We start from the raw sequence: 12,085 nt of genomic DNA on the forward strand, positions 1-12,085 counted from the left end.
ATCGCCCGACTCAAACGCCACCGCGGCGTGGCCACCCGCTACGACAAGTTAGCCGTCCGCTTCCAGGCCGTCCTGACCATCACCATCATCTGCGAGTGGCTCTGACCCGCTTATGAAACACGCCTTAGCCGAGTACCGAGAAGTGCCGGTGAGCCTGTTCCTCTACCTGGCCGGCTGCCTGCACGACGCGATCGACGACCTGCACCGGCTCAACCCGAGCGTCACAGGCAGCACCGCCGACATGTTCGACCGGTTCCTCGGCTGGCCCGCCCGCCACACCCACTCCTACCGCGTCGGTACCACCACGGCCGCCAGCATCGAAGAGGCCTCCTCGTGAACGGCATCGGCCTCATCAACGCCACCGGCCAACCGGCGATTGCCGGCAGCCTCCACACCCTGGTCGTGCAGCCGACGAGCTTCTGCAACCTCGACTGCACCTACTGCTACCTGCCCGACCGGAGATCCCTCCGCCTGATGAGTGACGCGGTCGCGCAGGCCTGCGCGGAGTCGATCGCCGAGCAGAACAGCGATCGTCCGGTGAGTGTCGTGTGGCACGGGGGCGAACCCACCGCCACACCCATCGGGCTGTTCCGGGACCTGCTGGCCCCGTTCGAGGAGCTGCGGCGCGCGGGGATGGTGCGTCACGAGATCCAGACGAACGCAACGCTGATCAACCGACAGTGGTGCGAGCTGTTCACCGTTCACGGGTTCGAGGTCGGGGTCAGCATCGACGGACCCGGCGCGTTGAACCGGAACCGCCTCGACCGGTCCGGCAACCCGACGGACGCCCGCACCCTGCGCGGCATGCACACGCTGGCCGACGCGGGGCTGAGGTATTCGGTCATTTGTGTGGTCACCCCGGAAACCATCGACCACGCGGACGCCCTTATCGACTTCTTCACCGGCCTGCCCGGCTGCGAGTCGGTGGGCTTCAACATCGAAGAGCAGGAGGGGGCCGACCGGGCACCGGTATCGGAGGACGCCGCGTACCGGTTCTGGCAGCACCTCATCAAACGTCGCGTCGGCGGCAACCCGCTGCGGATCCGCGACGTGGACCGGCTGACCGACTATCTCGCCGCCACCCGAGCCGGGCGCGTCGACCACGCCCCGTACGACCCGATTCCAACGGTGTCCTGGGATGGGCAGGTGGTGCTGCTGTCACCGGAGCTGCTCGGCATCACCGAGCCGCGATACGGCGACTTCATCGCCGGCAACGTCCTCCATCAGCCGATCACCGCCATGCTCGCCCGCGCCGGCGACCTGGACTACGTCGCCGAGTTCGTCACGGCCCTCAACGACTGCGCCGACCACTGCTCCTTCTACGACTTCTGCCGTGGTGCCCAGGCCGGGAACCGCTACTTCGAGCGCGCGACGTTCACCGTCCGTGAGACCACCTACTGCCGGACCACCCGACAGGCCCTCGTCCGCGCCACCGCGGACCACCTCACCCGACAAGGAGGACGATCATGACCAACGCCCTAGCGGTCCTCGTCAACGCCCCACCCGAGCAACTCGCCCGCCTCGGCGTCGACCCGCAGCGGTCGGTAGCGTCAATCGACGCGGCAAAGTTCGACAACCGCCCCACCTGGGACAACCGAGGAAAGTTCGACAGCCGGCCCGGCTGGGACAACTGGAACAAGAAGAGGTAGCCCCCGCCACGGAACGCGCGGGGTGGCGTGCCCACCCCGCACCTACACAGGTTGAGGACACATGCGCACCACCACGATCGGCGACGTGAAGGTCCTACTGCCGGACCTCGAACCGGACGACCTCGACACCACGTCCGACCTAACCGACGGCCTTACCGAGGCCCTCGTCGAGGGCGCGGCGTGGCACGGTGCGCACCTGGAGGACGCCAGCATCCGCAGCAGCCTGATGACCGGCGTGGACCTGAGCGAGAGCACCTGGGAGGCCGGCAGCCTCTACGGCTGCGAAATCATCCGCACCGACTTCTCCGGCGCGACCCTGACCGGCACCACCATCGACCGGTGCGCCATCACCGGCTCACGGTTCACTGGCACCCGACTCACCGACGTACGCCTTAAGGATGTCGTGTTCGACGGCTGCCGCTTCGACTACGCCACCTTCCACCGCGTCACCGCCGCCGGATCCGTCGCCTTTGCCGACTGCACCCTCGCCCACGCCACCTGGTCCACCTGCCGCCTCCCGGGCATCGCGCTGCGGTCCTGCAACCTGGACGGCATGGAAATCGACTCTTGCCATCTCGACGGCGCCGATCTGCGGGGCAGCCGTCTCCACGGACTCAAGATCGCCCTCGACAATCTGCGCGGTGTCACGATCAGTCAGGATCAACTGCCCGACTTCACGAAGCTGACCATCGACGCACTCGACCTCGCCGTCCGCAACAACTGACTCCGAGGAGGGCATCGTGCCCATGGACCTACTGGCAGCCCGGACACGATCCTCGTCTGCGTCCGGGGTAACTCCGGTTCGGGTAAGAGCAGCATCGCTCGGGAGTTGCGGCGTCGGCACGGCCGGGGCTGCGCCCTGGCCGAGCAGGACTACCTGCGCCGGATCGTGCTGCGCGAGCGGGACAAGCCCGGCGGTGGGCCCCCGCGTTGATCACGCAGACCGTCCGGTTCGCGCTCGATCACGGCTACCACGTGGTGCTGGACGGCGTCATGCACAGCGACCGCTACCGGAACATGCTGACCGCCCTGCGTGACGGCCACCGAGGGCGGTCGCTGTTCTGCTACCTCGATGTGTCCCTGCCCGAGACGCTGCGGCGGCAATTGACCCGTCCGCAGGCCAGCGAGTTCACCGTCGAGCACATGAGCGGCTGGTACGCCGCCCGGGACGTCCTGGACTGGCCCGACGAACTCGTCCTGGCGGAGACCACCACACTCGACGAGGCCGTCGAGCTTATCGCCGCAGCCGCCGGGCTACCCCAGACCGGACGCAACGACGACCTGCTGCCGATCGTCTCGTAACCCCGGCGCTCCCTTGTGAGGATGGGCGAATGCCAGCCGTACCGCTCGGCTCAACTGGCGAACATCATCCTTGCCGGGAAGTCGCCAGCGGAGCGCCGCGCGTTTACGATCTTGGCCGTGATGGCGCTCGCAGCGGCGTTGAAGTCACCGTCTTCGACCCGCGCCTCAAGCGTGTGCGGATCAATCGTCAGCACCCGGTCGAACCTGTCCTCGAACCCGAACTCGTACCGCACCTCGTCCACGGATGCCTCGATACGACGTGCGACCACCATCATGCCCATGGCGCTATTCTCCGAATCTCGCGTAGTCCTCGTACGTGGGGTCGGGGATCGACGCCTCCCAGTTCGACACCCGGTTGGCGGCGAGATGAGCCTCCCGGTAATCCGCCTGCGGATGCGCCTGGTAGTACCGCGATTCTGCCAGTTCGTGCTCCAGTAGCCTGTAGTCCTCCGGCAGCGGGTCACCCCGTCGTAGGCGCAGCCACGCCTCGGCCATCGGCGCGCTCGGGTCGTACCGTTGGCGGACGATCCCGCCCGCGTAGTCGTCCATCGGATGCTCTTCGAAGAAGATGTGCCGGCGGATCTGCTCGATCTCCTGCAGCAAGAAGCCCCGGGAACCATCGAGGCGAGGCGCGTCAGTCAGATTGCGGGCGATGACCCCAGCATCGTCCTGCTGCCGGATCGCCGTATACGCCTCGCTGGCCCAGCGCTCCTGACGTTCGTAGTCGGCAAGGTTGCGAGGGCGGGTGGTGTGGCCTCCGTGGACTCCGAGCACGTCTTCGGCTGCCCCGCTCGGACGGCCGTGGGGTGCGTTCGTGAGCCGGCTCAACGCCTGTTTCAGTCTTTCGATCAGATCACCGAGTCGGCGAATTTCCGGCATCAACCGCTGCAGGCTCGCCAGCAGCCCCGCAGCAGTCGGGCGATCCGCGCTGCCCACGCCGCCACCGTCGTCGTCACCTGCTCCACGACCAGCGGGGCGGCGAACCCTGCCGTGACGACCAGTTCGCCCGCGTACACGATCAGACGGGAGACGCAGGTGGCAATGGCGTCGCGGACCAGCAGCCGGACGGCGGCGACGAGGGCGGCCGCGCCTTCGGTGATGGCGGCGAGGGTGTCGGCGCCTTGGGCGAGCCCGATGATGGCTTGCTGCTGCTCGTTGGCCCAGGCCCGGTAGGCAGGGCCGGCGGTGCCGCCCCACTCTGCGATGTCAGCGCGGACGGAGGTGGACAGCGCGGCGACCTCCTCGCGGAGCGACGCGGCAACGTTCCGCCAGGTTTGCGCGTGGGCGGTGATCTGCGCAGGGTCGCCAGCGAGCCAATCCAGTGCCTCACTGAGCGGTTTGACGTGCTCGATGAGCCAGGCGATGCCGTACTGGAGCACCGCACCGACCGGGTCGGAGACGAAGGCAAGGGCATCCAGGCCCGCGCTGACCACGCCGAGGCTGCCGTCGATCCAACTGCCGTTGCGGACACCCTGGGCGATGAGCTCGATGTCCTCGCAGATCCACACGCCAGCCCAGGCGCTGGGTGGGGCGTCGGAGGCGGTGGCGACGAGCGGGTTGGCCGTCACTGGTCGTCGCGTGCCTGCCGGAGCAGCCGCTCCGCCCGCGCGTCGGAGGCCCGGTAGCGAGCGGCGGTCGTCCGTAGTTTGTCGGCCGTGTCGCGGACCGAACCGGCGGCGCTGTCGATACCGTCGACGAGGGTGTCCTGGAGCCTGTCGAGCAACATGGGCATGATCACGCACAGTTGTCCGTACGCATCGGTGCCGAGTCGGACATGCTGGCCAGCCTGTCGGGCAGTGTCGAGGCTGCCGGCGATCCGGTCGAGACGCGCGGCATGGTGGGTCAGGTCGTCGGGATCGACCTGAATGCCGTCACCGACGGGCATTCGAAGCGTCCGGGCCAGGGTCCAGGCGGCGCCGGTACGAGTCGACGAGCGCTACCGCTGTCGGATCGTCGTCACCGAGGGTGCCGGTGGTCGCCTCGGTCATCTGCCGCAGCAGATCACTGTACGCGGCCCGGGTGGTTTCCAGGATTTGCCGTGCGGTGTCCGCCGCAGGGCGGTGTCGCGTGCGTTCGTCCAGCCGCAGATCGACCAGCATCCCGGCTGAATCAACCGTGACCTCGACCATCAGATCCGGACTGCGCGCCGTTCCGGTCAGCTGCTGGACCTGCGCAGACAGCGCCTTGGCCTGCGCCGCCCGCTCGACGATGGACGATTCCCAACTGTCGAGCCGGCGTGCCGCCGCCTCGAGCGCAGCCTCGTCCGACCACACGTGTGACCCTCCCCAACGGACACCGCCGTTGAACGGCCGATGATGTCCAGCCTCACGTTATCAATCGATGGCGCTGCGTGGTGCCTCGGTGGCCGTGCGGGCCGCAATCGCGCTGTCGCCGGACGTGCGCACGTCGAGGCGCACCGCTGCACCTGCGGATGGTCGGCCGCCGCTGGAGGCGGCCTGATTGATAACCGGCGCGCGGCTGGCTCGTAGCCTGGTGACTCCCAGTGAGCAGCCGAGGAGCTCAGGGCAAGTGGCTCGTTACCGAAGGAAGCCTGGCCGCGCCGGGTCCGCCGGCGTTCGCTCTTGCTGTTGCGGGCGAGCCCGGCCGTGCGACTCCGGCGGCCCTGGCCGACTCGGTCAGCGGGAGCGCTGTCTCACAAGGTGAGATAGCTGAACAGACGGGCCAAGATTCTTCTGCCATTTTCGGCCGGAAATCCGTCCCGCTGGAGACCAGTACGGGTTGGTGGGTGTCAGCGCGTCCGGCTGGGTCCGGAAACGTCGTGATCGACTGTCGGTGGTGCTGGTTGACAGGGTGCTGCCGGCGGAGGCGTACTGGTACGAGCGCGACCGCGTGGCGGTCTGCCTGCCGGGTTCGATCGGCCGGGGTGGTGGCGCTCCTTCGGGGGCGTCGCCGGTCGTTCGAGGCTCGGGAGTGGGCGGGCCGTCGATGGTTTCGAGTGACAGGGGGTTCGCGATGAAGGATCTTTCTCCGGTGGGTTGAGTCGACGCCCCACCGGGCCGTCGTGATGTCGACGGCTCCCGGAGCACCTGTCCCAGGCTGAGGCGAGCCCGCTGCCGGCGCGGCACCGTGCCGCCCTGCCCTGCCCTCCGTAACTGCTACCGCTGTTCCCGCTGCCGTGACCGCCTCACTGGTGGTCGTGTCGGTCGTTGCTGCCCTGATCCGTCTTCGGGTCGGCCGGTGCGCCGGTCGGCGTGTTCATTGACAACTCCACAGTGCGCCTTGCCGCAGTCTCCCGCGCCCGCCTGTGGCTGCGGCGCACACCTACGGCGTCGCAACCGTCGACGCCACCATTCTTCTTCGATCAAAAAGCTTTTGTGCGAGCTCGCGGAGAAAGCCGGTCACCGGCTCGATCTCGGCATTATGGACGTCACGAACAACGAACGGCGGATGCAGTAGACCACTGGGAGCTACTGCCCCCACGTCCGGGGCTGTCCCTTGCCCTTCTACCAACAGCGCACGCAGATCAAACGTCAAGCTCCCTGAGTCAGGATGAACTGCACCATGATCAGGTAGCTCCCTGGTGCAGTTAACTCAGCACTGCCGGCGGGCCATGCCCCGCTCACCGTTGGGCCCGAGGGTGAACAGGGGCATGGAGGCGAACCTGTGGTTCGGGTCGAGCGCGTCAGCCCGGATGTCACCGGTGCTGACGCGCACGACCTCGATTCCGGCCTGCTGGGCGATGCCGGTCATGCGGTCCAGAGCCGGTAGACCGCTGCCGGCTCCCACGAGGTGTCGGCGAAGATCGCCGCGCCGAACCCAGGGATCTTGCTTTGGGCGGCGAGCAGCAGGAGAGTGGAGCTCTGCACTCCGGCGCCCAGGGACAGGTAGCGGTGGGTGGGTGCGCTTATGCGACCACCCCGGTTCCGTTCTCTGGCTGCGTCTCCTTGGCGAAGATCAGGACGTCCTCGTGCGCGATGAGGTGCATCGGCACCCCGGACGAGCGGGCCTTGCGGACTTGCTGGAGCTGGAAGAACGACGGGCGGGCGACGAGCTGCCCGTCGCGGACGGCCGCGAGTAGCGCGACGCACCGCTCGATCCGGACGAGGTCGGCGCGCAGGCCGGCGGCGATGACGGCGCTGGGCGGGTCGACCGGTTCGCCGCGCTTGCGCCACGGCCTAGCGGTGACCACGACGACGCCGCCGGGTCGTAGCAGGGTGGCGCAGCCGCGCAGGATCTGGGCGAACCCGTCGGCGAGGCCGGTCAGGTCGCGGTAGGCGAGGTTGCCTTTGTCCTCGCCGTAGCGGTCGTCGTACTTGACGACCCCGTCCGCGCCGGGCCGAACGAGGCCGTGCACGGTCGGTCCGTACGGCGGGGAGGTGACGACGAGGGCCACCTGCCCGGTGAGGGCCTTCGGCACCAGGGACATCAGTCGGGTCGCGTCGCCGCGGATCACCGACGCCCGTCCACTCGCGCCCTGGTCATGGGCGTGGCGGATGTTGGCGTCGGCGATGTTCGACCATCGCGGCTCGTATTCGACGCCGAGGGCGTCGCGGCCGGCGTGGATGGCCTCGACCAGGGTGGTGCCGATGCCGCACATCGGGTCCAGGACCAGGTCGCCGGGCCGGGTGTAGGCGGAGATCGCGTGGGCGGCGATCGCCGGCAGCATCCGGGCGGGATGCTTGACCGATTCCGGCACGTACCGGCCGCGTCGCTGGACAGGGCCGGTCGACTGGGCGGTGGCCCAGACGGACAAGCCGTCGGCCTCGGCGCGGTGGCGGCCTTCGTACTCGCGGTGCCGGCCCTGGTAGTCCTCGCTGGCGGCGAGGCCTTTGGTGTCCGGCTCGTTCGGGTCGTGCTGTCCGGTGATGGTCTGCTCAGGCACGGCGCTCACCGCCGTCGCGGTCACGGCGACGGGCCGACCCGGCCGCGGGGGCGGGGTGCTGCGGGGTGACGACCATCAGGTCGGCGTGCACCCGTAGGTGGGCGACCGACCACTGCTCGGGGTCGGCGTGGGCCAGGGTGAGCAGTTTCTCGTCGGCGACGTGGTGGACGAACTGGTCGCTGTCGGTGTCGGCCTCGACGGCGACGATGTGCTGCAGGTAGCCCAGCCCGGCCCGGGAGGCTGCGGCCACGAGCGGCCCGAAGTCCTCCGGCGTGGGCTGCGTACCAGCGGGCACGCCGACGACGAGGACGAGGCAGCCGCCGGGGCGCAGCAGCCGCGCGCAGGTCGTCGTGGTGCAGCAGCTCGCCCGCACCGTCCTCGGCCTGAACACCCTTCGGAGGAGCATCACATGACCCGGCCTGAGCCCGAAGCGCCGACCAGGGTGCGGCTGCCGACGGGCGCTTCATACTGCTGCTCCTGAACATCTCTGTTGGGTTTGGGGCGTCGCGGTGCCCGGCCAAGTGCTGGGCGCCGCGTTCTGGCACGGGTGTACAACGAGCAGGCCACCGGACCGACGACGACGGGTGCGCCGTACCAGGTGGTTGCTGGCGCATGGAGCCCGGTGCAGAACCGGCGCCGGTGCTCCGTGTCCGGGTTGACTTGTCGCAATGCTTGACGCACCATCTTAAGACAAGATATGAGACATAGGAGGCGTCATGCCGAACGGAACCATGCCGAAGGTTGGCCCGCCGGTGCGTCCGGCGGACCTTGAGCGGGCCGGCGCGTGGTTGGCCGAGCACGGCCTGGCCGACGTCCGGCCGACACCGTTGCTGGCCACGCGGCTGGCGGTCCGGCGACGTGCCCGGCTGGCCGCTTCCGTCCTGCTGGCCGCGTTCATCATCGCCGTTGCCCTCACCTACACCGGCGGCATGGTTGACGGCTCCGGGTACCGGCGCTGGTTGCTGCTGGTGTTGACGGCGCTCGTGGTCGGGTTGGTGCTTGCCCAGTCGTTGTTGGACTGGTGGGTGCGGCGGGTCGACCGGCGCGCCGGGGCGAGGTTGCCGCGACGGGCGGCCTACCCGGTTCGGCTCGGCTGGCGTACCGTGCTCGGCTGGCCGCGTGCCGCGTTCGCGGTTACCACGATCGCGGGCGCGACGGCGCTGGCGATCGGGGCCCTGACACTGCACGACTCCACCGCGAGGTACGCGGCGGTCATCCTGCTCATCGGGCTGTGCGGGCTCGCGGTCGGCATTGTCGTCCAGCTGCGCCATGTGCTGACGCACCCGGTCGTGGCAGACGATGAGGTCTCGCTGACCGCCGACGTCATCATGCGGGTCGAGGACGCTCGAGTCGGCGCCGTGCCGACCGCGGTGTGGTCGGTGTGGTTGCTGCCGGTCGTGTCGGTGTTCAGCACCGCATCTGGGTGGTGGACCGCTGCCTGGCTCGCCTTCATCGTCCTGAGCGTCATCGCCCTAGCCCTGATCGAGGCGCGGACCGCGCGGAGCGCCACGGTGGCACGGCACGTCATGAGCGCACCGTGAACCGAATGATCGTCATCGACTCGGCGTCGCCCGTCCCGCCGTTCGAGCAGCTGCGTGCTCAGCTCGCCCGGCAGATCCAGGACCACACGCTTGCCGTGGGCACCCGGCTGCCGACCATCCGCCGTCTGGCCGCAGACCTCGGCCTGGCCGTCAACACCGTCGGCCGGGCCTACCGGGAGCTGGAGGAGGCAGGGTTGATCGAGACCCGCGGACCAGCCGGCTCGTTCGTGTCCGCGGCCGGCGAGAGGGGACGCGAGCGGGCTAGTCGCGCCGCCGCCGACTACGCCGCCGTCATCGCCAGCGTCGGCATCGACACCAACGAGGCCATCCGCATCGTCCAAGCGGCGCTGACCAAGGGCATCGCAGTATCCCCCGCCACAGCGGACCCGAAAGAAGCATGACATGGCCGTACCCCACAGCCTCCCCCAGCGCATCTTCCTGCTCGCCTACAACCCGGACAAAGGCAAGGTCGGCCTAGGCGCCAACCTGGGGCCCTTGCTGCGCGCCGCGGCCCTCGCCGACCTGTACCTGGGCGGCCACCTCACCGACGAACGCGGCCGCGCCGCCATTGACGTCCGGCACCCCTGCCGCGATCCCGTCCTCGACGCGCTCCTCAACGAGATCGCCGGCTCCAAGCCACACACATGGCAGTCCTGGATCGGCCACAGGCAGCGCGCCACCTTCCGAGCGCTACGCCAGCAGCTCAACGATGGCGGCTGGGTCCACCTCCAATCCGACAAAATCCTCGGGCTGTTCCCCACCACCAAGGTGACCATGCGCGACCCCCGCGTCCGCAAGGAACTCCTCGGCCGGGTCAACACCACCCTGACCAGACCCATCGGCAGCATCGACCCCGCCGACGCCGCACTCGTGGCCATCATCGCCGCCGGCGATCTCACACTCGTCCTCGACCGTAAGACCCAACGCGCCAACAAACAGCGCATCCAGGAACTCACCAAGCTCAGCGGACCGATCGGCCCCGCCCTGTACAAAGCGATCCAGGCCGCTGCGATCGGTGAGGCTTAACTTGATCTTTGACCGGCTGGGCGGCGGAATCGACCCCGGCTGATCACGGGGACAGCCCTTGATTGATCATTCTTCTTGTCTAGGGAAGAAGATCAAGAACCAAGGGCTGTCTGGTGATCAGTGTGCATGATGCCGGGTCGACTGATGAGATCGGGCGGCTGGCCGTGTTCCGGCGTGAGTTCCATCGTTGTCTGATCGCTCGTCGGGATGCGTTGTTCGAGCTGGCAGACGCGCTGTTGTGCGGTGACGCGCCAGTGCGGTCGCTGGTGGAGTTGTCGCTGGTGGGTGAGCATCGCCGCGGTCACGGCTCGCTGTACGCGGCGTTGAATCGCGGACGGATTGACGTCGAGCGACTGCGGACCACGGTGGCGGCGGTGCCACTGCCGCGGGCCGCGGACGGGCGGATCGTCCTGGCGGTGGACGTGACGTGCTGGTTGCGGCCGGAGGCGCACACCTGCCCGCAGCGGGTGTTGTGCCATACCTACGGGCGCGGCAAGGACACCCACGTCGGGGTTCCGGGCTGGCCGTACTCGTTCGTCACCGCCTTGGAGACCGGACGCACCTCGTGGACCGCGCCATTGGACGCCCGCCGGCTGGCGCCCGGCGATGACGCTGCCACGGTCACCGCCGGGCAGGTGCGGGACGTGGTGCAGCGGCTGATCACTGCCGGGCAGTGGCAGCCTGGCGATCCGGACGTGTGGATCGTCGCGGATGCCGGATACGACGGGCCCCGGCTGGCGTTCCTGCTGGCTGATCTACCGGTGAAGGTTCTGGTGCGGATGCGTTCCGACCGGGTGCTGCGCCGGCCCGCGCCACCCCGGCTGCCCGGCACCACCGGCCGCCCACGACGGCATGGCGGCGAGTTCATCTTCGGTGACCCGGACAGCTGGGGTGACCCGGACGCCGCTACGACCACCGACACCCGTCTCTACGGCCCCGCGACCGCGCGGGCCTGGCACCGGCTGCACCCCAGGCTGACCCACCGCACCGCCTGGACCGCCCAACACGGCCCGCTGCCGATCATCGAAGGCACCGTGATCCTGCTGACCGTCGACCGGCTGCCCAGCGGCGCCACCGCGAAACCGGTCTGGCTGTGGTGGTCCCAGCCGGCCGCCACCCGTGCCGAGGTTGACCTGCTCTGGCAGGTGTTCCTGCGCCGCTTCGACATCGAGCACACCTTCCGCATGCTCAAACAGACCCTCGGCTGGACCAGCCCGAAGCTGCGCGACCCGCACGCGGCCGACCGCTGGACCTGGCTGGTGCTGGCCGCCTACACCCAACTCCGGCTGGCCCGCACCGCCGCAGACGACCTCCGCCGGCCCTGGGAACGCCCCGCACCACCCGAACGGCTTTCACCTGCCCGCGTCCGCCGCGCGTTTCGGCACCTACGCACCAAAGCCGGCTGCCCGGCCGCCGCACCGAAACCCAGCCGACCAGGCCCTGGTCGACCCCCGGGACACCCCAACCGCCACCGAGCCGCCCGCCACGACGTCCACATCGTCACCACCGCTACCAGCAACAAGCCGAACAGCACACCACCAAGAAAACGAAAACCTCGAATAACCCGAGGCCACGACGCACAGGTTAAAGGCTAAGTTAAGGCGTGTTTCATAAGCGGGTCAGAGCCACTCGCAGATGATGGTGATGGTCAGGACGGCCTGGAAGCGGACGGCTAACTTGTCGTAGCGGGTGGCCACGCCGCGGTGGCGTTTGAGTCGGGCGAT

General features: G+C 68.9%; 14 protein-coding genes and 5 pseudogenes. 10 read left to right on the forward strand and 9 right to left on the reverse strand.

Annotation, left to right across the window (positions count from 1 at the left end; translation table 11 throughout):
- From E1165_RS30160 to E1165_RS24640, 6 genes and pseudogenes are all read left to right on the forward strand, one after another.
- Positions 1–105 (forward strand): annotated as a pseudogene (locus E1165_RS30160) (IS5/IS1182 family transposase); the annotation flags it as partial.
- A gap of 19 nt (positions 106–124) precedes the next feature.
- Positions 125–337: pseudogene (locus tag E1165_RS24620) on the forward strand (hypothetical protein); the annotation flags it as partial.
- Positions 334–1,470 (forward strand): cyclophane-forming radical SAM peptide maturase AmcB, encoded by a 1,137-nt coding sequence (amcB, locus tag E1165_RS24625; RefSeq protein WP_132394120.1) that lies wholly within the window; start codon positions 334–336, stop codon positions 1,468–1,470. The pseudogene E1165_RS24620 and the gene amcB, both read left to right, overlap by 4 nt.
- Complete coding sequence (gene amcA, locus E1165_RS24630) at positions 1,467–1,649, forward strand: multiple cyclophane-containing RiPP AmcA (RefSeq protein ID WP_132394121.1); 183 nt, start codon at positions 1,467–1,469, stop codon at positions 1,647–1,649. Before amcB ends, amcA begins: the two co-directional genes overlap by 4 nt.
- 61 nt (positions 1,650–1,710) lie before the next feature.
- Positions 1,711–2,373 carry a pentapeptide repeat-containing protein gene (locus E1165_RS24635; protein ID WP_132394122.1) on the forward strand — a complete coding sequence of 221 codons (663 nt, stop codon included), beginning with the start codon at positions 1,711–1,713 and terminating at the stop codon, positions 2,371–2,373.
- A gap of 48 nt (positions 2,374–2,421) precedes the next feature.
- Positions 2,422–2,951: pseudogene (locus tag E1165_RS24640) on the forward strand (kinase).
- Positions 2,952–3,001: 50 nt separating this feature from the next.
- Here the strand turns inward: E1165_RS24640 and E1165_RS24645 are convergent.
- The 8 genes and pseudogenes from E1165_RS24645 to E1165_RS24675 all read right to left on the reverse strand — a co-directional run.
- Positions 3,002–3,232: a hypothetical protein gene (locus tag E1165_RS24645; protein ID WP_036374390.1), complete on the reverse strand. Its 231-nt coding sequence runs from the start codon at positions 3,230–3,232 to the stop codon at positions 3,002–3,004.
- Between the two features lie 4 nt (positions 3,233–3,236).
- Positions 3,237–3,887, reverse strand: coding sequence for a hypothetical protein (locus E1165_RS30165; RefSeq protein WP_243704973.1), 651 nt, complete (start codon positions 3,885–3,887; stop codon positions 3,237–3,239).
- Positions 3,830–4,519 carry a WXG100 family type VII secretion target gene (locus E1165_RS30170; RefSeq protein ID WP_243704974.1) on the reverse strand — a complete coding sequence of 230 codons (690 nt, stop codon included), beginning with the start codon at positions 4,517–4,519 and terminating at the stop codon, positions 3,830–3,832. Before E1165_RS30170 ends, E1165_RS30165 begins: the two co-directional genes overlap by 58 nt.
- A complete protein-coding gene (locus E1165_RS24655) occupies positions 4,516–4,836 on the reverse strand; it encodes a type VII secretion target (protein WP_132394123.1) in 321 nt (106 codons plus the stop codon). The genes E1165_RS30170 and E1165_RS24655 overlap by 4 nt, the downstream gene beginning before the upstream one ends.
- Positions 4,823–5,224: a YbaB/EbfC family nucleoid-associated protein gene (locus E1165_RS24660; RefSeq protein WP_132394124.1), complete on the reverse strand. Its 402-nt coding sequence runs from the start codon at positions 5,222–5,224 to the stop codon at positions 4,823–4,825. The genes E1165_RS24655 and E1165_RS24660 overlap by 14 nt, the downstream gene beginning before the upstream one ends.
- Before the next feature lie 1,279 nt (positions 5,225–6,503).
- Positions 6,504–6,662, reverse strand: a complete 159-nt coding sequence (locus tag E1165_RS30175; RefSeq protein WP_243704975.1) for a hypothetical protein — start codon at positions 6,660–6,662, stop codon at positions 6,504–6,506.
- Between the two features lie 154 nt (positions 6,663–6,816).
- Entirely contained in the window at positions 6,817–7,779 is a 963-nt protein-coding gene (locus tag E1165_RS24670; protein WP_243704977.1) for a TRM11 family methyltransferase, read from the reverse strand.
- A gap of 7 nt (positions 7,780–7,786) precedes the next feature.
- Positions 7,787–8,137 (reverse strand): annotated as a pseudogene (locus tag E1165_RS24675) (hypothetical protein); the annotation flags it as partial.
- Between the two features lie 373 nt (positions 8,138–8,510).
- On the opposite strand from E1165_RS24675, the gene E1165_RS24680 reads away from it, so the two are divergent.
- From E1165_RS24680 to E1165_RS24695, 4 genes are all read left to right on the forward strand, one after another.
- Complete coding sequence (locus tag E1165_RS24680; protein ID WP_243704976.1) at positions 8,511–9,335, forward strand: hypothetical protein; 825 nt, start codon at positions 8,511–8,513, stop codon at positions 9,333–9,335.
- A gap of 5 nt (positions 9,336–9,340) precedes the next feature.
- Positions 9,341–9,736, forward strand: coding sequence for a GntR family transcriptional regulator (locus E1165_RS24685; protein WP_132394126.1), 396 nt, complete (start codon positions 9,341–9,343; stop codon positions 9,734–9,736).
- 1 nt (position 9,737) lies between these two features.
- Complete coding sequence (locus E1165_RS24690; RefSeq protein ID WP_132394127.1) at positions 9,738–10,361, forward strand: GPP34 family phosphoprotein; 624 nt, start codon at positions 9,738–9,740, stop codon at positions 10,359–10,361.
- A gap of 164 nt (positions 10,362–10,525) precedes the next feature.
- Positions 10,526–11,956 (forward strand): NF041680 family putative transposase, encoded by a 1,431-nt coding sequence (locus E1165_RS24695; protein WP_243704978.1) that lies wholly within the window; start codon positions 10,526–10,528, stop codon positions 11,954–11,956.
- Positions 11,957–11,980: 24 nt separating this feature from the next.
- Here the strand turns inward: E1165_RS24695 and E1165_RS30180 are convergent.
- A pseudogene (locus E1165_RS30180) lies at positions 11,981–12,085 on the reverse strand (IS5/IS1182 family transposase); the annotation flags it as partial.

This window comes from Micromonospora sp. KC723, from assembly GCF_004348595.1.
GTDB lineage: Bacteria > Actinomycetota > Actinomycetes > Mycobacteriales > Micromonosporaceae > Micromonospora.

Bases quoted from the DNA above. Each gene is read 5' to 3' on its own strand.
- amcA (WP_132394121.1), top strand. From the start codon at position 1,467: ATGACCAACGCCCTAGCGGTCCTCGTCAACGCCCCACCCGAGCAACTC.
- E1165_RS24635 (WP_132394122.1), top strand. From the start codon at position 1,711: ATGCGCACCACCACGATCGGCGACGTGAAGGTCCTACTGCCGGACCTC.
- E1165_RS24645 (WP_036374390.1), bottom strand. From the start codon at position 3,232: ATGGGCATGATGGTGGTCGCACGTCGTATCGAGGCATCCGTGGACGAG.
- E1165_RS24655 (WP_132394123.1), bottom strand. From the start codon at position 4,836: ATGCCCGTCGGTGACGGCATTCAGGTCGATCCCGACGACCTGACCCAC.
- E1165_RS30175 (WP_243704975.1), bottom strand. From the start codon at position 6,662: ATGACCGGCATCGCCCAGCAGGCCGGAATCGAGGTCGTGCGCGTCAGC.
- E1165_RS24680 (WP_243704976.1), top strand. From the start codon at position 8,511: ATGCCGAACGGAACCATGCCGAAGGTTGGCCCGCCGGTGCGTCCGGCG.
- E1165_RS24685 (WP_132394126.1), top strand. From the start codon at position 9,341: ATGATCGTCATCGACTCGGCGTCGCCCGTCCCGCCGTTCGAGCAGCTG.
- E1165_RS24690 (WP_132394127.1), top strand. From the start codon at position 9,738: ATGGCCGTACCCCACAGCCTCCCCCAGCGCATCTTCCTGCTCGCCTAC.